Origin of the sequence: uncultured Dechloromonas sp., from assembly GCF_945957265.1 — a bacterium.
Classification (GTDB): Bacteria; Pseudomonadota; Gammaproteobacteria; order Burkholderiales; family Rhodocyclaceae; genus Azonexus.
Genome location: NZ_CAMFKO010000003.1, coordinates 72,401 through 90,195, shown reverse-complemented (window position 1 = coordinate 90,195; position 17,795 = coordinate 72,401). Strand labels below are relative to the sequence as shown.

The 17,795-nt window shown below is 63.0% G+C and carries 21 protein-coding genes; 4 read left to right on the top strand and 17 right to left on the bottom strand.

Annotation, left to right across the window (positions count from 1 at the left end; translation table 11 throughout):
- The first annotated feature begins 12 nt into the window (after positions 1-12).
- Both bioB and Q0P59_RS03020 read left to right on the top strand, forming a co-directional pair.
- Complete coding sequence (gene bioB / locus Q0P59_RS03025; protein ID WP_295003411.1) at positions 13-999, top strand: biotin synthase BioB; 987 nt, start codon at positions 13-15, stop codon at positions 997-999.
- Positions 996-1,874 carry a methyltransferase domain-containing protein gene (locus Q0P59_RS03020; RefSeq protein ID WP_295003409.1) on the top strand — a complete coding sequence of 293 codons (879 nt, stop codon included), beginning with the start codon at positions 996-998 and terminating at the stop codon, positions 1,872-1,874. Before bioB ends, Q0P59_RS03020 begins: the two co-directional genes overlap by 4 nt.
- Before the next feature lie 13 nt (positions 1,875-1,887).
- Here Q0P59_RS03020 and Q0P59_RS03015 read toward each other — a convergent pair whose 3' ends face one another.
- The 5 genes from Q0P59_RS03015 to Q0P59_RS02995 form a co-directional block, all read right to left on the bottom strand.
- Positions 1,888-2,553: a protein-methionine-sulfoxide reductase heme-binding subunit MsrQ gene (locus Q0P59_RS03015; RefSeq protein ID WP_295003405.1), complete on the bottom strand. Its 666-nt coding sequence runs from the start codon at positions 2,551-2,553 to the stop codon at positions 1,888-1,890.
- A gap of 1 nt (position 2,554) precedes the next feature.
- Positions 2,555-3,508 carry a protein-methionine-sulfoxide reductase catalytic subunit MsrP gene (gene msrP / locus Q0P59_RS03010; RefSeq protein ID WP_295003403.1) on the bottom strand — a complete coding sequence of 318 codons (954 nt, stop codon included), beginning with the start codon at positions 3,506-3,508 and terminating at the stop codon, positions 2,555-2,557.
- 98 nt (positions 3,509-3,606) lie between these two features.
- Complete coding sequence (locus tag Q0P59_RS03005; RefSeq protein WP_295003400.1) at positions 3,607-4,449, bottom strand: HDOD domain-containing protein; 843 nt, start codon at positions 4,447-4,449, stop codon at positions 3,607-3,609.
- 1 nt (position 4,450) lies between these two features.
- Positions 4,451-4,882: a CBS domain-containing protein gene (locus tag Q0P59_RS03000; protein WP_295003398.1), complete on the bottom strand. Its 432-nt coding sequence runs from the start codon at positions 4,880-4,882 to the stop codon at positions 4,451-4,453.
- Between the two features lie 122 nt (positions 4,883-5,004).
- A complete protein-coding gene (locus tag Q0P59_RS02995; protein ID WP_295003396.1) occupies positions 5,005-5,640 on the bottom strand; it encodes a c-type cytochrome in 636 nt (211 codons plus the stop codon).
- A gap of 108 nt (positions 5,641-5,748) precedes the next feature.
- On the opposite strand from Q0P59_RS02995, the gene yihA reads away from it, so the two are divergent.
- Positions 5,749-6,411 (top strand): ribosome biogenesis GTP-binding protein YihA/YsxC, encoded by a 663-nt coding sequence (gene yihA, locus Q0P59_RS02990; RefSeq protein ID WP_295003394.1) that lies wholly within the window; start codon positions 5,749-5,751, stop codon positions 6,409-6,411.
- Between the two features lie 133 nt (positions 6,412-6,544).
- The gene (gene hemB, locus Q0P59_RS02985) at positions 6,545-7,549 is read left to right on the top strand and encodes a porphobilinogen synthase (protein ID WP_295003392.1); all 1,005 of its coding nucleotides are present in this window, start codon (positions 6,545-6,547) and stop codon (positions 7,547-7,549) included.
- A 98-nt stretch (positions 7,550-7,647) separates the two neighbouring features.
- On the opposite strand, the gene slmA is transcribed toward hemB, so the two are convergent.
- The 12 genes from slmA to pilB form a co-directional block, all read right to left on the bottom strand.
- Positions 7,648-8,256, bottom strand: a complete 609-nt coding sequence (gene slmA / locus Q0P59_RS02980; RefSeq protein WP_295003390.1) for a nucleoid occlusion factor SlmA — start codon at positions 8,254-8,256, stop codon at positions 7,648-7,650.
- Positions 8,257-8,291: 35 nt separating this feature from the next.
- A complete protein-coding gene (locus Q0P59_RS02975; protein WP_295003388.1) occupies positions 8,292-8,930 on the bottom strand; it encodes a pyrimidine 5'-nucleotidase in 639 nt (212 codons plus the stop codon).
- A 64-nt stretch (positions 8,931-8,994) separates the two neighbouring features.
- Positions 8,995-9,882, bottom strand: coding sequence for an acetylglutamate kinase (gene argB, locus Q0P59_RS02970; RefSeq protein WP_295003385.1), 888 nt, complete (start codon positions 9,880-9,882; stop codon positions 8,995-8,997).
- Between the two features lie 93 nt (positions 9,883-9,975).
- Positions 9,976-10,428, bottom strand: a complete 453-nt coding sequence (gene nudB, locus Q0P59_RS02965; RefSeq protein WP_295003382.1) for a dihydroneopterin triphosphate diphosphatase — start codon at positions 10,426-10,428, stop codon at positions 9,976-9,978.
- Positions 10,425-10,853 carry a barstar family protein gene (locus tag Q0P59_RS02960; RefSeq protein ID WP_295003379.1) on the bottom strand — a complete coding sequence of 143 codons (429 nt, stop codon included), beginning with the start codon at positions 10,851-10,853 and terminating at the stop codon, positions 10,425-10,427. Before Q0P59_RS02960 ends, nudB begins: the two co-directional genes overlap by 4 nt.
- A 9-nt stretch (positions 10,854-10,862) precedes the next feature.
- Positions 10,863-11,219 carry a ribonuclease domain-containing protein gene (locus Q0P59_RS02955; RefSeq protein ID WP_295003375.1) on the bottom strand — a complete coding sequence of 119 codons (357 nt, stop codon included), beginning with the start codon at positions 11,217-11,219 and terminating at the stop codon, positions 10,863-10,865.
- 9 nt (positions 11,220-11,228) lie between these two features.
- Complete coding sequence (gene aspS / locus Q0P59_RS02950) at positions 11,229-13,028, bottom strand: aspartate--tRNA ligase (protein WP_295003373.1); 1,800 nt, start codon at positions 13,026-13,028, stop codon at positions 11,229-11,231.
- 19 nt (positions 13,029-13,047) lie between these two features.
- Positions 13,048-13,662 carry a DUF502 domain-containing protein gene (locus Q0P59_RS02945; RefSeq protein ID WP_295003582.1) on the bottom strand — a complete coding sequence of 205 codons (615 nt, stop codon included), beginning with the start codon at positions 13,660-13,662 and terminating at the stop codon, positions 13,048-13,050.
- Complete coding sequence (locus Q0P59_RS02940) at positions 13,662-13,916, bottom strand: zinc ribbon domain-containing protein (RefSeq protein WP_295003370.1); 255 nt, start codon at positions 13,914-13,916, stop codon at positions 13,662-13,664. Before Q0P59_RS02940 ends, Q0P59_RS02945 begins: the two co-directional genes overlap by 1 nt.
- A 70-nt stretch (positions 13,917-13,986) precedes the next feature.
- Positions 13,987-14,838, bottom strand: a complete 852-nt coding sequence (locus Q0P59_RS02935) for an A24 family peptidase (RefSeq protein WP_295003368.1) — start codon at positions 14,836-14,838, stop codon at positions 13,987-13,989.
- Complete coding sequence (locus tag Q0P59_RS02930) at positions 14,838-16,061, bottom strand: type II secretion system F family protein (RefSeq protein WP_295003366.1); 1,224 nt, start codon at positions 16,059-16,061, stop codon at positions 14,838-14,840. Before Q0P59_RS02930 ends, Q0P59_RS02935 begins: the two co-directional genes overlap by 1 nt.
- 15 nt (positions 16,062-16,076) lie before the next feature.
- Positions 16,077-17,792: a type IV-A pilus assembly ATPase PilB gene (gene pilB / locus Q0P59_RS02925; protein WP_295003364.1), complete on the bottom strand. Its 1,716-nt coding sequence runs from the start codon at positions 17,790-17,792 to the stop codon at positions 16,077-16,079.
- Positions 17,793-17,795 lie beyond the last annotated feature (3 nt).

The window sequence follows — 17,795 nt, the reverse complement described above, 5'->3', positions numbered from 1 at the left end:
GCAAGGCCTCTCATGCAAGCTAGCTCCCTCGCCGCTGTTTCCTGTGACACCAAGCCGCTGACGACCGTCCGCCGGTGGGCTGTCGAGGATGTTCTCGCCCTCTACGACCTGCCGTTGATGGATCTGATCTGGCGCGCCCAGGGCGTGCATCGCGAGCATTTCGATCCGAACGCCATTCAGCGTTCGACCTTGCTGTCGGTCAAGACCGGCGGTTGTTCGGAAGATTGCAGCTACTGCTCGCAGTCGGCCCGTTACGAGACCGATACCGCCCGCGAGCGCCTGATGCCGCTCGACGAGGTGGTTGCCGCGGCCAAGGCCGCCAAGGACAAGGGAGCTTCCCGCTTCTGCATGGGTGCCGCCTGGAAAGGCCCGAAGGACAACGATCTCGATCGCGTGCTCGACATGGTGCGCGAGGTCAAGGCGCTCGGCATGCAGACTTGCGTGACGCTCGGCATGTTGAAGGACGGCCAGGCCGAAAAGCTCAAGGAAGCCGGCCTCGACTACTACAACCATAACCTGGATACCGACAAGGAATTCTACGGCCAGGTCATCAAGACCCATACCCACGACGACCGCCTCGACACGCTGGATCAGGTGCGCGATGCCGGCATCAACGTCTGCTCGGGCGGCATCATCGGCATGGGCGAATCGCGCAAGAACCGCGCCGCCTTGATCGTGCAGCTGGCCAATCTGCCGAAGCCGCCGGAGTCCGTGCCGATCAACAATCTGGTCCCGATCCCGGGGACGCCGCTGGCCGACAACCCGCGTCTCGACCCGTTCGAGTTCGTGCGTACCATCGCCGCCGCCCGCATCACCATGCCGACTTCCTGGGTGCGCCTGTCGGCCGGCCGCCAGGAGATGAGCGACGAGCTGCAGGCCATGTGCTTCCTGGCCGGCGCCAACTCGATGTTCTACGGCGATTTCCTGCTGACCACCGGCAATCCGGACATCGAGCGCGACGATGCGCTGTTTGCCCGTCTGGGCATCAAGGCGGTTTGAGTGCAGGCTTCGTCGACCGGCAGCAGGTCGGTCGACGTTTCTCCCGTGTTGCGCCGTCCTACGCCCAGGCGGATTTTTTCGTCCGCGAGGTTGATAGCCGGATGCAGGAGCGTCTGGACTACGTCACGCTCGATCCGAAACGGATAGTCGATCTCGGATGCAGCCGGGGTGGCAGTTTTTCGGCCTTGATGGCGCGCTATCCCGATGCGGAGTTGATCGGCCTGGATCTTTCGCCGGCTATGCTGCTCGCCGGGCGTTCGCAGCCAAGCGGATGGCGCCGCTGGCTGGGGGGTGGGAAAAAGTCAGACCCCTGGCGCCTTGCGGCCGATGCCGCCCATCTGCCCCTGGCCGCCCGCTCGGCCGCACTGGTCTGGTCCAATCTCCTGCTGCACTGGCTTGACGATCCGATCCCGGCATTGGCCGAGGCGCATCGGATTCTGGAGGTCGGCGGCCTGTTGATGTTCTCGACGCTGGGCCCGGATACGCTCAGGGAGCTGCGTTCGGCCTTCGGCGACGGTTATGCCCACACCCAGCGCTTTGCCGACATGCACGACCTGGGCGACATGCTGGTCGGCTGCGGCTTTGCCGATCCGGTGATGGACATGGAAGTGATCACCCTGACCTACGACGACCTCGATGCCATGCTCGCCGAGTTGCGGGCGGCCGGTTCGATGTGCGCCATGAAAGATCGTCGCCACGGACTGACCGGCCGCCAGGCCTGGGCGAAGGTGCGTGCCGCCTACGAGCGGCTGCGGCGGGATGGCAAGCTTCCGGCTACCTTCGAGATCGTCTACGGGCACGCCTGGAAGGCCGCCCCGAAGCAGACGCCCGATGGCCGGGCCATCGTGCGTTTCGACCTGCCGCGCAAGGGCTGAGCGGCCCCGGCGCTTACTCCGGCTTCTGCTTGAAGAATTTGACCGGTTTGGCCGTCGCGAATCGCGGCACCGGAATGGCCTTGCGGCGGCGCTCCCGAACGCGCCAGCCGAGCAGCAGGGCGACGGCGGCCGAATAGGCCAGGGGCCACAGCAAGGCGGTGGCCTTGACCAGCCAGAAGTAATGCACGCAGGCCAGAATGCTGATCAGGTAGATGTTGCGATGCAGTTCCTGCCACTTGCGTCCGCCAAGCTTGCGGATGGCCCATTGGTTCGACGTCAGCGCCAGCGGCACCAGCAGGATAAAGGCGGCGAAGCCGACGGTGACGAAGGGGCGCTTGGCGATGTCGCGGGCGATCTCGGTGATTTCGAAGGCATGGTCGAAGCCGATGAACGACAGGAAATGCAGGCTGGCGTAGAAGAAGCAGAACAGGCCGAGCATCCGGCGCAGGCGGATCAGCCAGTGCCACTCGGTCATCGTCCGCAAGGGTGTGACGCACAGCGTGATGAGCAGCAGGTTGAAGGTCCAGGTGCCGGTCCAGCGCTGTATGAATTCGACCGGGTTGGGGCCGAAGTCGTCGGTGTAGGCAGCCCAGCCCAGGCGGGCCAGGGGCAGCAGGCAGACCAGGAAGAGCGCGGCCTTGATTTGGGCGAGCTGTCGGGAATCCGGGGTACGAGTCATGTCAGAAATATTTGCGCAGATCCATGCCAGCATACAGGCCGGCAACCTGTTCCGCATAGCCGTTGAAGGGTAGCGTCTTGCGCTTGAAGAACTCGCCCAGCCGGCGTTCGTGGCTCTGGCTCCAGCGCTTGTGCGGGACGTCGGGATTGACGTTCGAGTAGAAGCCGTATTCGTCCGGGCCGGCCTTGGTCCACGCGGTTGCCGGCTGTTTCTCGACGAAGCGGATGCGGACAATCGATTTGGCACCTTTGAAGCCGTACTTCCACGGGATGACCAGCCTGAGCGGCGCGCCATTCTGTTTGGGCATGGTCTCGCCGTACATGCCGACGGCCAGGATGGTCAGCGGGTGCCGGGCCTCGTCGAGGCGGAGAGCTTCCACGTAGGGCCAATCGAGCAAAGGAAGGCGCACGAAGGGCATCTGCTCGGGGTCGGCGAGGCTCCAGAATTCGACGAACCGGGCATTGCCGGTCGGCTCGACGCGCTTGAGGAGTTCGCTGAAGGGGAAGCCGACCCAGGGGATCACTGCGCTCCAGCCTTCGACGCAACGCATGCGGTAGATCCGTTCCTCCAGTGGCGCCCAGTTCAGGATGTCTTCGATGGCGAAGGTTTTCGCCGTCTTGACCTCGCCATCGACGGTGATGCTCCACGGGCGCGTCCGCAGGCGATGGGCGTGCCTGGCCGGGCTTTCCTTGTCGGGGCCGAACTCGTAGAAATTACCGTAGCTGGTAACCGATTTGAAAGGCGTCGCTTTGTCGTCGGTGAGCGAAAACGGGCTGCTTTGCAGTTTGCCCAGGCTAGCACCCGGCGTGGCGGCCGGCGGGTTGCCGCGGGCCACCCCCAGGGCGCCGGCGCCGCCGGCCAGCAGCAGGGTCTGGATGAACTTCCGGCGTGCTGCGTAGCGGGCAGGATCGGTGATTTCGGAGGGCGGAATGTCGAGAGGGTGGCGGATCAGCATGTCAGTTCCCGGGAACGGTGTACTGATTGGTCGGTGATCGGAGGAAATTCTTACAGTTGCCTCCGCATGGCCTTGTGACCGCGCGCGAGGCGGAGCGTTCAGCCGCCCAGCGTGGCGTACAGCGCCTCGATATCCTCTCGGGCCTCGGTCAGCAGGTCGACATAGCGTTCGCGGTCGGCGGCGCGGGAGGCTTCTTCTTCCGGTGTCAGGGCGGGGCCGGGAAGCCAGCCCATGTCGTCATCGGCCAGCAGGTTCGCGAAGTGCAGGGCGTCGCATACCGTGCACGGCGTCTCGACCCGTTGCAGGTGCTCATGGTCGCGCACCGCTTCGATGATCTGCTCGGGCATGCCCAGGATGTGCAGCAGGCTTTCGCTGATGCTTTCATGCCAGCCGGCAAGCAGTTCGAGCATGGCCTCCGGGGTGTCGCGGTATTCCGCGTATTCGGCGGCGCGGTAGAGCAGGTAGAAAATGCCGATGTTGTGGACCAGGCCGGCCAGCATGGCATCGTCCGGGCTGATTCGGCCAAGGCGGCGGGCGAGGACGCGCGCGATGGCGGCAACGTGGATGGAGTGCTCCCAGGTCGACCGCGAAATCTTGTCGTAGGCCGACAGGTTGCGCGACTTGAGCATCTGCTCCAGCGCAACGGCCAGGGAGGTCGTGCGCACCACCTCGAAGCCCAGGCGCGACACGGCCATGTGCAGGTCGGTGATCGTCGTGCCCGACGGGTTGTAGGCGACGGAGTTGGAGAGCCGCAGCAGCTTGCTTGAAATCAGCGGCTCGGCGCTGATCGCGCGAACGACCAGCGGGATGCCGACCATCGGGTCGCGCAGCGTGTCGCGGACCATCATGGCGGCATCCATGCATGTCGGGAAGTTCACGTCGCCCGACAGGTCGCGGGCGATGTCTTCCAGAATGCGGAAATGAGAAAAACCGCTCGTCATCTCAGCCGGCGATGTAGCGTTCCAGCTGGTCGATCAGGAATTTCTGGTCGCTGATCGTTTCCTTGACCAGGTCGCCGATCGAGATCATGCCGACCACGCTGCCGTCTTCGACAAGGACGGGCAGGTGACGGAAGCGCTTTTCGGTCATCAGCGCCATGCATTCGTCCATGGTCGTGGCGGGGGTGACGTAGGCGACGCGGTCGCTCATGATTTCCCGAACGAGGGTTTCCTTCGATGTCTTGCCCTGCAGGATGATCTTGCGTGCGTAATCGCGTTCGGAAAAGATGCCGACCAGTTGCTCGCCATCGAGCACGAGGAGTGCGCCGACATCGTGCCGGGCCATGACCGTCAGTGCGTGATAGACCGTGTCCTGAGGCGAAACGACCGCCAACGGGCGGGTGTGGCTGGCAAGGAGTTGCTTGAGCGTTTTCATTGGTTTTCTCTCCTGATCCGAGGTGGGATGGAGCGCTCAGTCTATGCCGCCCGGCGTGGCATGCCAAGCGCCGGAAAACAAAAAAGGCAGCCGAAGCTGCCTTTTCCTGGGGCGTGGCCGGATCAGCGCAGGCCGGCGGCGTACTCGGATACGGCCTTGATCTCGACGTCGGAAAGCTTGGCGGCAATCATGCGCATCATCTTTTCAGGATCGTTGGCGCGCTCTTCGGTGCGGAAGGACTTCAGCTGGGCTTCGGTGTATTCCGGGAACTGGCCAGCCAGGCGCGGGTATTGCGCCGGCAGGCCGGCACCGGCCGGGCCGTGGCAGCCGGCACAGGCCGGAACGCCCTTCTTGAAGTCGCCCTGGCGCCAGATTTTCTGGCCCAGCGCGATCTGCTTCTCATCCTTGGCGGCAACCGGCTTCATCTTCTGGCTGGCGAACCAGGCGGCGACGTTCTTCATGTCGTCGTCGGAGAGTGCGGCAACCATGCCGCCCATGATCGGGTTGTTGCGGGCAGCCGGCTTGCCGTCGGCGGCCTTGAAGTTCTTGAGCTGCTTGTAGATGTATTCTTCGACTTGCCCGGCCAGGTTCGGGTTGGCCGAGACGGCGCTGTTGCCGTCGGCGCCATGGCAGGCGACACAGACGGTTTCGGCGATGACCTTGCCTTTGGCGGGGTCAGCCTTGGCTTTGGCTTCTTCGGAAGCGTGGGTGAGGAAACTGGTGGCAAGAAGAATTGCCATTGCCGCGGTACGAATCATTTTCGAACTCCTAATGCGCGTTTACGGGCGCTTTGGCCGGAACGGAAGTTACAAACCTGTTATTCTATATCAGTTCCCCCTCTCCTAGGCGGGTCTTCCGAGTTTTTTATGCCCTTGTTCCAGAACGCGGTCTTTTTGACGACCGTCGCCAATCTTCGTGATTTACCCCAGGATGCGCTGCGCGAAGTCGCCTTCGCCGGCCGCTCCAATGCCGGAAAATCCTCCGCCATCAACACCCTGGCCGGGCGTGTCCGGCTGGCCTATGTCAGCAAGACGCCGGGCCGTACGCAACACTTGAACTATTTCACCCTGGCCGAAGGCAAGTATTTCGTCGACCTGCCCGGCTACGGCTTCGCCAAGGCGCCGGAGGCGATCCGCTCGCAGTGGGAAGGGCTGATCGGGCCTTATCTGAGCAAGCGCGACCAGCTCGTCGGACTGGTGGTGATCATGGATTCGCGCCGGCCGTTCACCGATCTCGACGTCCGCCTGATCGACTGGTTCCGGCCGACCGGCCGGCCGATCCACATCATGCTGTCGAAGGCCGACAAGCTGAGCCGCCAGGAGCAGACCAAGGTGTTGCGCTCGGTGAAGGCGGAGATCGCGACCTGGGGCGATGCCGAGCTGTATTCGGTGCAGCTGTTCTCCAGCCTGAAGAAGACCGGCGTCGAAGAGGCCGAGCGGGTATTGGCCGGCTGGCTTGAAATCGAAATCAAGACCAGGGAAAACAAAGGGCCCCCGGATAAGGGGGGTCCGGGGGCCAAAATGCCCTAACGTAGTCAAGGCACCCGCTCAGGGAGGTGAAGCGGGAGATAGCGCGTGCCATCTGCGTACTCTGACGCGGGTCAAAGCGATAAGTTCCTCGGTGTCCGAAAATTTTGTTGTCTGAATTTCTAGAGGTTGCAATATGGCAGTAGTGACAGGCGGTTTCCCCGGAACCCGGATGCGCCGGATGCGGCGCGATGATTTTTCGCGTCGGCTGATGCGCGAATCGGTGCTGACGGCGAATGACTTCATTTACCCGGTTTTCGTGCTTGAAGGCGAAGGGCGGGTCGAGAAGGTGGCCTCGATGCCCGGCGTCGAGCGCCAGTCGCTGGACGTCTTGCTGAAAACGGCCGAGCGGGCTGTCAAGCTGGGGATTCCGGCGTTGGCGCTATTCCCGGTGGTCGATGCTTCCCTGAAATCGCTCGGCGCGGAAGAGGCCTACAATCCGCACGGCCTGGTGCCGCGCGTGGTCCAGGCGCTGAAGCGCGAGTTTCCCGATCTGGGCGTGATCACCGACGTGGCGCTCGACCCCTATACCAGCCATGGGCAGGATGGGCTGATCGACGCAAGCGGCTATGTCCTGAATGACGAAACCCTGGAAGTTCTGGCCCGGCAGGCGCTCTGCCACGCCCAGGCCGGTACCGACGTGGTTGCGCCATCCGACATGATGGACGGCCGAATCGGGCGCATCCGCGCCGACCTGGAAGCGGCCGGCCAGATCTACACCCGCATCCTGGCCTATTCGGCCAAGTACGCTTCGAGCTTCTACGGACCCTTCCGCGATGCGGTCGGCTCGGCCGGCAATCTCGGCAAGGGCAACAAATACACCTACCAGATGGACCCGGCCAATACCGACGAGGCGCTGCGCGAAGTGGCGCTCGATCTCGAGGAGGGGGCGGACATGGTCATGGTCAAGCCCGGCATGCCGTATCTGGACGTCGTCCGGCGCGTCAAGGACGAGTTCAAGGTGCCGACCTATGCCTACCAGGTGAGCGGTGAGTACGCGATGCTCAAGGCGGCGGCGCAGAACGGCTGGCTGGACGAAAAGGCCTGCGTGCTGGAAAGCCTGCTCGCCTTCAAGCGGGCCGGTGCCGACGGCATCCTGACCTATTTCGCGCTGGATGCGGCGGAATACCTGAAGGGCTAGTTGCTAGTCATTGGTCGCTAGCGGTTAGCGAAGTTTGAGGGCGCCGCGGCGCCCTCCGTTTTTGCTGAAGACTCAATACTGCCGCCCAACAACTGCAATCAGGCGCCGGGGGCACCCGATTGCGACAGGCAGGCGAAATACAGCATCGGCCATTGTTGCGGCCACTGGGCAAGCGGTTCGCGGCTGAAGGCGCTGCGGGCATACTGTTCCCAGCGACCGACGGCGTAGCAGCGCAGCAGGTTGGCCAGGGCGCCAAAGTCGGCATCCGGCTTGAGGTTTTCCTGCGTGGCGGCGATGCGCAGGGCCTGTTTCAACGCGGCTTCGATCTTGTCGAGCAGCGCGTTGATGCGAGCTTGCAGGCGCTCGTTTTCGTTGACCAGCGCGTCGCCGATCAGGACGCGGGTCATCCCGCGGTTCCTTTGTGCGAAACGGAGCAGCAGGCCGATGATCAGCTCGACCTGCTTGAGGCCTTCGCTTTCTTCCGAGGTGATCTGGTTGATCACGCCGAACAGGCTGGCCTCGATAAACTCGATGAGGCCCTCGAACATCTGGGCCTTGCTGGCGAAGTGGCGGTAGAGGGCGGCTTCGGAGCATTCGAGCCTGGCCGCCAGGGCCGCTGTCGTGATCTTTTCCCCCTTTGGCTGCTCCAGCATTTCGGCCAGTGTCTGCAGGATTTGCAGGCGGCGTTCGCCCGGTTTTGTCGCCATGATGTCCCTCTCCTTGGTTGTGCTTTTCCCGACGATTATAGATGGGCGCAGCGCCCAGGCAAGTCGAGGACGCTGGCGATCTTGACGTCGACAAAAGGTGATTGGCGTAAGCCAGTGCTTACCCACACGGTTTTCATGCGCAGTTTCTTGGCCGTGACGAGATTGGGCAGGCTGTCTTCGACCATGATGCAGCGGCGCGGGTCGAGGCGCTCGGCGCGAAGTAGCGCCAGAAATCCGGCGCGCATCGGTTTGGGTTGGTAGCGAACGTTTTCGACGGCGTAGACGGCATCGAAGCAAGGCCGTAGCCCGGTGATGTCGAGGACGGCTTCGGCGTACCGGCGCGGCCCGTTGGAAAAGACGATCTTGCGGCCGGGTAGTCGGCGCAGGGCATGGGCCAGGGGCTTGTCGAAGACGAGCATGCGTTCGAGATCGGGGAAGCGATGGGTCTCGCGCAGAAAATGGTCCGGGTCGGTGTTGTGATGGCGTATCAGTCCGAGCAGCGTCGCCCCATAGCGAACCCAGTAGTCCTGGCGGATGCGCGTCGCCTCGCGTTCGCCGACGCCGAGATGGCGTTCGATGTATTCGCGCATCGAGCGGTTGATGTGGGGGAAGATGTGCGCCGACGCATTGTGCAGGGTGTTGTCGAGGTCAAAGATCCAGACGTTTCTTTTCATCGGGGGCGCTCGGTGTGCCATTGAAAAAGCCCGCTGGCGCGGGCTTTGGAGGCGATGCTGCGGGTCAGTGCGACTTGATCATCGTTCCGACGCCATGGTCGGTCAGAATCTCGAGCAAGAGTGCATGTTCGACGCGGCCGTCGATGATGTGCACGCCCTTGACGCCATTGCGCGCCGCATCCAGCGCCGAGCCGATCTTCGGCAGCATGCCGCCGGACAGGGTGCCGTCCTCGACCATTTCGTCGATCTGCTTGGGCGTGATGCCGGTGATCAGGTTGCCCGCCTTGTCGAGGACGCCCGGGGTATTGGTCAGGAGGACCAGTTTTTCGGCCTTGAGCACTTCGGCGATCTTGCCGGCGACGACGTCGGCATTGATGTTGTAGGTTTCGCCTTCGGCGCCGACGCCGATCGGGGCGATGACGGGAATGAAGGCGCCCCTGTCGAGGTGGTCGATCAGGGAGGGGTCGATCTGGGTGATTTCGCCGACCTGGCCGACATCGATCAGGTCGCCCGGGTTGTCCTTGTTTTCCAGCATTAGTTTCTTGGCGCGGATGCAGTTGCCATCCTTGCCGGTCAGGCCCACGGCCTTGCCACCGTGCTGGTTGATGAGGTTGACGATGTCCTTGTTCACCTGGCCGCCGAGGACCATTTCAACCACTTCCATGGTTTCGGCATCGGTGACCCGCATCCCCTGGATGAATTCTCCCTTCTTGCCGACGCGGCTGAGCAGGTTCTCGATCTGCGGGCCGCCGCCGTGAACGACGACGATGTTGAAGCCGATCAGCTCAAGCAATACCACGTCGCGGGCGAAGCAGTTTTTCAGGTGCTCGTCGGTCATGGCGTTGCCGCCGTATTTGACGACGATGGTCTTGCCGTGGAAACGCTTGATGTAGGGGAGGGCTTCGGCCAGGACGGCGGCCTTGATGCCGGGGGAGAGGTCTTCGATGCTCATGGCGGGCTCCATATGGAATCGCCGCGGATTGTACAAAGAAAAAGGCCGCAGCGGGGTCCGGCCTTGAGGCGCGACGTTTTGCCCCGACGCTTGTCAGCCCTTTGGCCGATGGCGCCCGGGGAGCATCAGGATGGCGTCGCTGTTGCTCCATGAAAAGCAGCGCTTGGCCGCTTCCTGCCACGGCAGCCACTGCCAGGCGCGGTGTTCGCTGGGACTGGTGACGATGGGGAGCGGCGCGGGCAGGCAGAGGCTGAATACGTGCTCGACGTTCGACGTGACACCGGGGGCGTAGCGGTGCCGCCATTGTTCGAAGATGTCGTAGGTGTTGCTCAACGACCAGTTGCTGTAATCGCCGATGGGGCGGGATATCCCGGTTTCCTCGGCGACCTCGCGCCGGGCTGTCGAAATCAGGCTCTCGTCGCCTTCGCGACTGCCGGTGACCGATTGCCAGAAGCCCGGGTGTGCCGCCCGTTCCAGGAGCAATACGTCAAGCTCGGGGGTGTGGATGACGACAAGAACCGAGACCGGTTGCTTCGGCGCCGTCATGCCTCGGGAAAGGGCGGAATACCGCGGGCCGGTGCGTCGAGCAGGATCCAGAACGGAGATCCGGCGGCCTTGCGTGTTTCGGCGGCAGCCTTGAAAACCTCGATCAGCGTCGAAAAATCCTCGGGGTCGGTGGCGCGCAACGCGGCCGTTCCGTTGATCATCAGTACGTGGCCCTTGGCCGGCTGCCAATCATTGTCGGTGAGGCAGTCGAAGAGCGCGTCGAAATTTCCGCCGTACCAGATCGGAAAGCCAAGATCCTTGCCCAGTTGGGCGAGGGCTTTGTCCTTGCTGGCGTGCGGCGATATTTCGGCCTTCAGCACGCGCAGCCGCTCCTTGCAGGCGGCGGCCTCGATCGCGGGCTGCCGGGCGGCGGGAAGGAAGTAGGCGCCGGAGGTGTCGCCGGACTTGAACGGATGACTGCTCATGGATGCTCGTTATTCCTTGATTCGTCTGAATGTCCGGTAGTGGTCATCCGTGTAGAAGTATTCGCCGCGCTCGCCGGCAATGATGCGGCGCGGACCGCGGTCCCGGCGCCACGGCGACTTCACCGTGTATTCCCGGTAGTAGCCGCGCGCCTGCAGCGGCAGGCGTTTTTCGAAGTTGCCGAAAACGATGCCGTCGCGGTCATAAGGGAACGGCCCGCCATCCTTGATCAAAGCCAGCGTCTGGCGGGCTTCGCGCGGCAGTTCGGCCACCGCGACGGGATCGATGGCTGCGTCGTCGCGGCTGAAAGCAAAAGCGCTTCCAACCGCCAGCCAGAGGACGAGAAGGAAGCGCAGCCAGGTCGGCATGAAGGTGTCTTAGCCCTGGGTGATTTCGACTTGGGTTTCCACCTTTTGACGCAGGCGGACGTGCAGTTCGCGCAGCTGCTTCTCGTCGACTGCCGACGGGGCGTCGGTGAGCAGGCACTGGGCGCGCTGGGTCTTGGGGAAGGCGATCACGTCGCGGATCGACTCGGCGCCGGTCATCATGGTGACGATGCGGTCGAGACCGAAGGCCAGGCCGCCGTGCGGCGGGGCGCCGTACTTCAGCGCGTCGAGCAGGAAGCCGAACTTGGCCTGCTGTTCTTCCGGACCGATGTTGAGGGCCGAGAAGACCTTTTCCTGGACATCGGCGCGGTGGATACGCACCGAGCCGCCACCCAGTTCCCAACCGTTCAGCGCCAGGTCGTAGGCCTTGGCCAGGCACTTGCCCGGATCGGTCGCCAGCAGGTCGAGGTGCTCGTCCTTCGGGCTGGTGAAGGGGTGGTGGCAGGCGGTCCAGCGCTTCGATTCGTCGTCGTATTCGAACATCGGGAAGTCGATGACCCACAGCGGCGCCCACTTGGCGCCGGTGACGAAGCCCTTTTCGTGGCCGATCTTGATGCGCAGCGCGCCGAGCGCGTCGCTGACGATCTTGGCCTTGTCGGCGCCGAAGAAGATCAGGTCGCCGGACTGGGCGCCGGTGCGTTCGAGCACGGTGCGCAGCGAGGCTTCGGAGAGGTTCTTGACGATCGGCGACTGCAGGCCGGTTTCGTTGACCTGGGTGACGTCGTTGACCTTGATGTAGGCCAGGCCCTTGGCGCCGTAGATGCCGACGAACTTGGTGTACTCGTCGATCTCGCCGCGGGTCAGCGAGGCGCCGCCCGGGATGCGCATGGCGGCGATGCGGCCGCCCTCGCTGTTGGCGATGTTGGCGAAGACCTTGAAGGCGACGTCCTTGAAGGCGTCGGCAACGTCGATCAGTTCGAGGGTGACGCGCAGGTCGGGCTTGTCCGAGCCGAAGCGGCGCATGGCTTCGGCGTAGGTCATGCGCGGGAATTCCGGCAGCTCGACGTCGATCGCTTCCTTGAAGACGCGGCGGATCAGTTGTTCCATCAGGGCGGTGATCTCGGCCTCGCTCATGAACGAGGTTTCGATATCGACCTGGGTGAATTCCGGCTGGCGGTCGGCGCGCAGGTCTTCGTCGCGGAAGCACTTGACGATCTGGTAGTAGCGGTCGTAGCCGGCGACCATCAGCAGTTGCTTGAACAGCTGCGGCGATTGCGGCAGCGCGAAGAACTGGCCGGCATGGACGCGCGACGGCACCAGGTAGTCGCGGGCGCCTTCCGGGGTGGACTTGGTGAGCATCGGCGTTTCGACGTCGATGAAGCCGTTGTCGTCGAGGAAGCGGCGGAAGGCGCGCGCCGTCTTGTAACGCAGCATCAGGTTGTTCTGCATCTGCGGACGGCGCAGGTCGATGACGCGGTGGGTCAGGCGCACGTTTTCGGAGAGGTTTTCCTCGTCGAGCTGGAACGGCGGGGTCACCGACGGGTTCAGGACCTCGATTTCATGGCACAGCACTTCGATTTCGCCGGAAGCGAGGTTGGCATTGGTGGTGCCGGCCGGGCGCGGGCGCACCTTGCCGGTGATCTTCAGGCAGAACTCGTTGCGGACGGATTCGGCGATCTTGAAGGTCTCGGCGCGGTCCGGGTCGCAGACCACCTGGGCCAGGCCTTCGCGGTCGCGCAGGTCGATGAAGATGACGCCGCCGTGGTCGCGGCGACGGTGGGCCCAGCCGCACAGGGTGACGACCTGGCCGTCGAGGGAAGCGTTGAGTTGTCCGCAGTAATGGGTACGCATGGAGATTCCGTGGGGTTGCTTAAGTATTGGTTGCGACACGCGGGTGCGGCGGCGGCGCCACGACACCCATCGAAATGATGTATTTGAGCGCTTCGTCGACGGTCATGTCGAGTTCGACGACATCCTTGGCAGGCATCATCAGAAAGAAGCCGGAGGTCGGGTTGGGCGTGGTTGGTACATAAACGCTGACATGCTCGCCCTGGAGGTGGTTGACGATGTCTCCGCCCGGAGCGCCGGTCAGGAAAGCGACTGTCCAGCTGCCTTCGCGCGGGTATTGCACGAGGAGCGCCTTGCGAAAAGCGTTGCCGTTGGGCGAGAAGAGGGTGTCGGAAACCTGCTTGACGCTGTTGTAGACCGAATTGACGACCGGAATGCGGGCGAGCAGCTTTTCCCACCAGACGACCAGCTTCTGGCCGATGAAATTGGCGGCCAGCAAACCGGTCAGCAGGATCATGACCAGCGTCAGCACCGCGCCGGCGCCCGGAATGGCGAAGCCGACCAAGGTTTGCGGGTGTACCGACGAGGGCAGCAGGCGCAGCGATTGGTCCAGGGTGCTGACGATGAGCGACAGAACCCAGCCGGTAATGACCAGCGGAACCCAGATCAGCAGGCCGGTGATGAAGTAGCGCTTGATTAGTTGGCCACGCACGACGAGCAGCTTCCTTCCCCGGTTTGGCAAGGAGGTGGTGTATCGGCCTTCTTGCTGCCGCCCTTGAAGTCGGTGGCGTACCAGCCGTTGCCCTTGAGCTGGAAGCCGGCTGCAGACAATTGCTTGCTGTAACTATCCTTGCCACACTCCGGGCAGGTGGTCAGCTGCGGGTCGCTCATCTTCTGCAGATGTTCTTTCTGGAAACCGCAGGAGTCGCAGCGATATTCGTAAATCGGCATGGGAGTCCTCCAAAACCTTGAATTATAACCGAGAGTTCAGGTCGGTTATATCAGGGCAGATGCGTCGTTTTCAAGCGATCATGCCGAGGTAGGTGCTGGTGATCCGCTGTCCCCAGAAAAGAGCGATGGCCCCGGCCGCGGCAAGATAGGGGCCGAAGGGAATGGGAATGTTCCGGCCGTGACGCGCGGCGGCGATCAGCGTGATGCCGACGGCGGCGCCGACGACGGAGGAAAGCAGGATGACGGCGGGAAGCATTTGCCAGCCGAGCCAGGCGCCCAGGGCGGCGAGCAGCTTGAAGTCGCCGTAGCCCATGCCTTCCTTGCCGGTGGCCAGCTTGAACAGCCAGAAGACGCTCCACAGCGCCAGATAGCCGGCCATTGCCCCGATGACGGCGGATGAAAGATCGCAGTAGGTGGCCCACAGATTGAACGCCAGGCCCAGCCAGAGCAGCGGCAAGGTGATCGAATCGGGAAGCAGCTGCGTGTCGAGGTCGATGCCGGACAGGGCAACCAGGGCCCAGATCAACAGGAGTGCGCCGGCCGCCTGGGCGGTGGGGCCGAAATGCCAGGCCGCATAGGCCGACAGCAAGCCGGTCAGCGCTTCGACGATGGGGTAGCGCGCCGAAATGGCCGTGCCGCAGCCGGAACATTTGCCGCGCAGGATCAGCAGGTAGCTGACGAGCGGAATGTTTTCCAGGGCGGTAATCTGGTGGCCGCAGGACGGGCAGCGGGAACGGGGTTGGGCGAGCGACAGCGTCTCCGCGGGGGCATGTTCTTCGCCACGCAATTCCGCGCACTGCGCTCGCCAGTCGTTTTCCATCATCCGCGGCAAACGATGGATGACGACGTTCAAAAAGCTGCCGACGCAAAGGCCCAGCAGGCCGGCGGCGAGCGCCAGGCCCCCCAGTGTTTCCGGAATCATCAGACGACCGATCCGAGTTTGAAGATGGGCAGGTACATGGCCACCACCATGCCGCCGATCAGGGTGCCGAGGACGACCATGATCATCGGTTCCATGAGGCTGGACATGGCTTCGACGGCGTCGTCGACTTCCTGCTCGAAGAAGTCGGCGACCTTTCCGAGCATCGAGTCCAGCGCACCGGATTCTTCACCGATGGCGACCATTTGAGTGACCATGTTGGGGAACAGGTTGGTGTTTTGCATCGATGTCGTGAGGTTCGTGCCGGTGGCAACCTCGCCTTGAATTTGTCGGGTGGCAACTTTGTAGACAAAGTTGCCGGATGCCCCGCCCACCGATTCCAGCGACTCAACCAGGGGAACCCCGGCGGCGAACATGGTCGACAGCGTGCGGGTCCACCGGGCAATGACGGATTTGCGAACGATGTCGCCAAAAACCGGCATTTTCAGCAACAGGCGGTCCATCGCCATCTGCACCTTTTCCGAGCGTCGCCAGGCTTCCAGGAAGGCGTAGAGACCGCCGCCGATCGCGCCGAAAATGGCCCACCAGTAGGCGACGAAGAAATCGGATATGGCGATGACGAACAGCGTGGGGGCGGGCAGGTCGGCGCCGAAGCTCTTGAATACGTCCTTGAAGGCCGGAATCACGAAGATCATGATCACCGCGGTGATGACGAAGGCGACCACGATAACCGAGATGGGGTAGAACAAGGCCGACTTGATCTTGCTCTTGATGGCCAGGATTTTTTCCTTGTAGGTGGCCAGGCGGTCGAGCAGGGTGTCGAGAATGCCCGCCTGCTCGCCGGCCGCGACCAGGTTGCAAAACAGGGCGTCGAAATACAGCGGATACTTGCGGAACGCCTGGGACAGCGAGCTGCCGGTCTCCACGTCGGCCTTGATGTCCAGCAGGAGCTTGCCGACGGCCGGATTGGCATGGCCGCGGCCGACGATGTCGAAGGATTGCAGGAGCGGAACACCGGATTTCATCATCGTCGCCAGCTGGCGGGTGAACAGGGTGATGTCCTTGTCGGTGATCTTGCCGCCGGTCTTGAAACGCAGCTTCTTGACCTTGGTGTTGGTGATCCCCTGGCGGCGCAAGGTCGTTTGAACGACCGATTCGCTGGCCGCACGCATTTCGCCGCGCACCGCCTTCCCGTCCTTGTTCTTGCCTTCCCACTGGAAGGTGCTTTCCTTGACTGCCGAGGCCTTCGGTCGTGCGGTAGCCATGCGTTGTCCCTTTGATTAAGCGTTAGTGGTGCTGAGAACCTCGTCGAGCGAGGTGACACCTTGTTTGACTTTCAGTAACCCGGACTCCCGGAGATCCTTGACGCCTTCGGCCTTGGCCTGAACGGCCAGGTCGAGCGCCGAGGCGCCGCTCATGATCATGCGCTGCATGGCTTCCGAGATGGGCATGACCTGATAGATGCCGACCCGCCCCTTGTACCCCGTTCCCTTGCAACGGTCGCATCCCCCGGGGCCGTAAAGTGTCCATGGGCTGTCGAGGTCGCTTTCGGCGTACCCGGCATCGAGCAGCGCTTGTCGCGGCACCTCCATCGGCTTCTTGCAGTTGCACAGGCGGCGTGCCAGGCGTTGCGCCGTGATCAGCAGCACGCTGGAGGCGATGTTGAAGGTCGGGACGCCCATGTTCATCAGCCGGGTCAGGGTCTGCGGGGCGTCGTTGGTGTGCAGCGTCGACAGAACCAGGTGGCCGGTCTGGGCAGCCTTGATCGAGATCTCGGCGGTTTCCAGGTCGCGGATTTCGCCGACCATGATGATGTCCGGATCCTGGCGCAGGAAAGCCTTGAGCGCAACGGGAAAGGTCAGGCCCGCGCGGTCGTCGACGTTGACCTGGTTGATGCCGGCAAGGTTGATTTCAGCCGGGTCCTCGGCGGTGGAAATGTTGATGCCGTCCTTGTTCAGGATGTTCAGGCAGGTGTAGAGCGAAACCGTCTTGCCGGAGCCGGTCGGCCCGGTGACCAGCACCATGCCATAGGGGCGGCTGATGGCATCCATCAGTGCCGCTTTTTGCTCCGGCTCGTAGCCCAGCGCCTCGATGCCGAGCGTGGCCGAGGTCGGGTCCAGGATACGCATCACGATCTTTTCGCCTTGCAGCGTCGGCAAGGTGCTGACCCGGAAGTCGATGGCGCGGGTCTTGGACAGGACGAGTTTCATCCGGCCATCCTGCGGGACGCGTTTTTCGGCGATGTTCAGCCGCGAGATGACCTTGATGCGCGATGCGATCTTTTCCTTGATGGCCAAAGGAGGCGTGGCGACTTCGCGCAGGATGCCGTCAACGCGGAAGCGAATTCGGTAGAACTTCTCGTAAGGTTCGAAATGGATGTCCGAGGCGCCGTCGTTGATGGCATCCAGCAGCATTTTCTGGATGAACTTGACGACCGGCGCATCGTCGATGTCCTGGCCGGCGGCATCGTCCGCCTTGGCGGCGGCCTCCTCGTCGAGAAAATCGAGATTGATATCCTCGCTGGCGAAGTTCTTCAGCGCCTCGGCGGCGGATTCGGCGTATTTGCCGACGAGCGGGGCAAGCTTGGGGTGCTCGACGACGATCGGGTCGACGGCCAGGCCGGTTTGGAAGCGGATTTCATCCAGGGCGCGCAGATTGGTCGGGTCGGCGATGGCGACGGATAGCCTGTTGCCGCGCTTGTTGAGCGGAATGACCTTGTGTGTGGCGATCAGCTTGCGGTCGATGGCGTCGGCCGGGATGTGCGCTTCGTCAAAGGCGTTCAGGTCGAGCAGCGGATAGCCGAAGGTGTCGGCAACAAAGCGGGCTACATCCAGTGCGCTGGCTTTCTGGCTGGCAATGATCTGTTCGATCAGCGATGTCTTGCTGTTGCTGGCTTGCGCCAGCAGTTGTTCGGCCTCGGCCTCCTTGAGTTGCCCGGCCTGTACAAGCGCACGCGCCAGGCCGCTGAGAGGAGGATTTTGAGGTGTTGCTGCCATCGA

Excerpts from the sequence above, each read along its gene's own strand:
- bioB (WP_295003411.1), top strand. The coding sequence starts at position 13 with ATGCAAGCTAGCTCCCTCGCCGCTGTTTCCTGTGACACCAAGCCGCTG.
- Q0P59_RS03015 (WP_295003405.1), bottom strand. The coding sequence starts at position 2,553 with ATGACTCGTACCCCGGATTCCCGACAGCTCGCCCAAATCAAGGCCGCG.
- msrP (WP_295003403.1), bottom strand. The coding sequence starts at position 3,508 with ATGCTGATCCGCCACCCTCTCGACATTCCGCCCTCCGAAATCACCGAT.
- Q0P59_RS03005 (WP_295003400.1), bottom strand. The coding sequence starts at position 4,449 with ATGACGAGCGGTTTTTCTCATTTCCGCATTCTGGAAGACATCGCCCGC.
- Q0P59_RS03000 (WP_295003398.1), bottom strand. The coding sequence starts at position 4,882 with ATGAAAACGCTCAAGCAACTCCTTGCCAGCCACACCCGCCCGTTGGCG.
- Q0P59_RS02995 (WP_295003396.1), bottom strand. The coding sequence starts at position 5,640 with ATGATTCGTACCGCGGCAATGGCAATTCTTCTTGCCACCAGTTTCCTC.
- yihA (WP_295003394.1), top strand. The coding sequence starts at position 5,749 with ATGCCCTTGTTCCAGAACGCGGTCTTTTTGACGACCGTCGCCAATCTT.
- hemB (WP_295003392.1), top strand. The coding sequence starts at position 6,545 with ATGGCAGTAGTGACAGGCGGTTTCCCCGGAACCCGGATGCGCCGGATG.
- slmA (WP_295003390.1), bottom strand. The coding sequence starts at position 8,256 with ATGGCGACAAAACCGGGCGAACGCCGCCTGCAAATCCTGCAGACACTG.
- Q0P59_RS02975 (WP_295003388.1), bottom strand. The coding sequence starts at position 8,930 with ATGAAAAGAAACGTCTGGATCTTTGACCTCGACAACACCCTGCACAAT.
- argB (WP_295003385.1), bottom strand. The coding sequence starts at position 9,882 with ATGAGCATCGAAGACCTCTCCCCCGGCATCAAGGCCGCCGTCCTGGCC.
- nudB (WP_295003382.1), bottom strand. The coding sequence starts at position 10,428 with ATGACGGCGCCGAAGCAACCGGTCTCGGTTCTTGTCGTCATCCACACC.
- Q0P59_RS02960 (WP_295003379.1), bottom strand. The coding sequence starts at position 10,853 with ATGAGCAGTCATCCGTTCAAGTCCGGCGACACCTCCGGCGCCTACTTC.
- Q0P59_RS02955 (WP_295003375.1), bottom strand. The coding sequence starts at position 11,219 with ATGCCGACCTGGCTGCGCTTCCTTCTCGTCCTCTGGCTGGCGGTTGGA.
- aspS (WP_295003373.1), bottom strand. The coding sequence starts at position 13,028 with ATGCGTACCCATTACTGCGGACAACTCAACGCTTCCCTCGACGGCCAG.
- Q0P59_RS02940 (WP_295003370.1), bottom strand. The coding sequence starts at position 13,916 with ATGCCGATTTACGAATATCGCTGCGACTCCTGCGGTTTCCAGAAAGAA.
- Q0P59_RS02935 (WP_295003368.1), bottom strand. The coding sequence starts at position 14,838 with ATGATTCCGGAAACACTGGGGGGCCTGGCGCTCGCCGCCGGCCTGCTG.
- Q0P59_RS02930 (WP_295003366.1), bottom strand. The coding sequence starts at position 16,061 with ATGGCTACCGCACGACCGAAGGCCTCGGCAGTCAAGGAAAGCACCTTC.
- pilB (WP_295003364.1), bottom strand. The coding sequence starts at position 17,792 with ATGGCAGCAACACCTCAAAATCCTCCTCTCAGCGGCCTGGCGCGTGCG.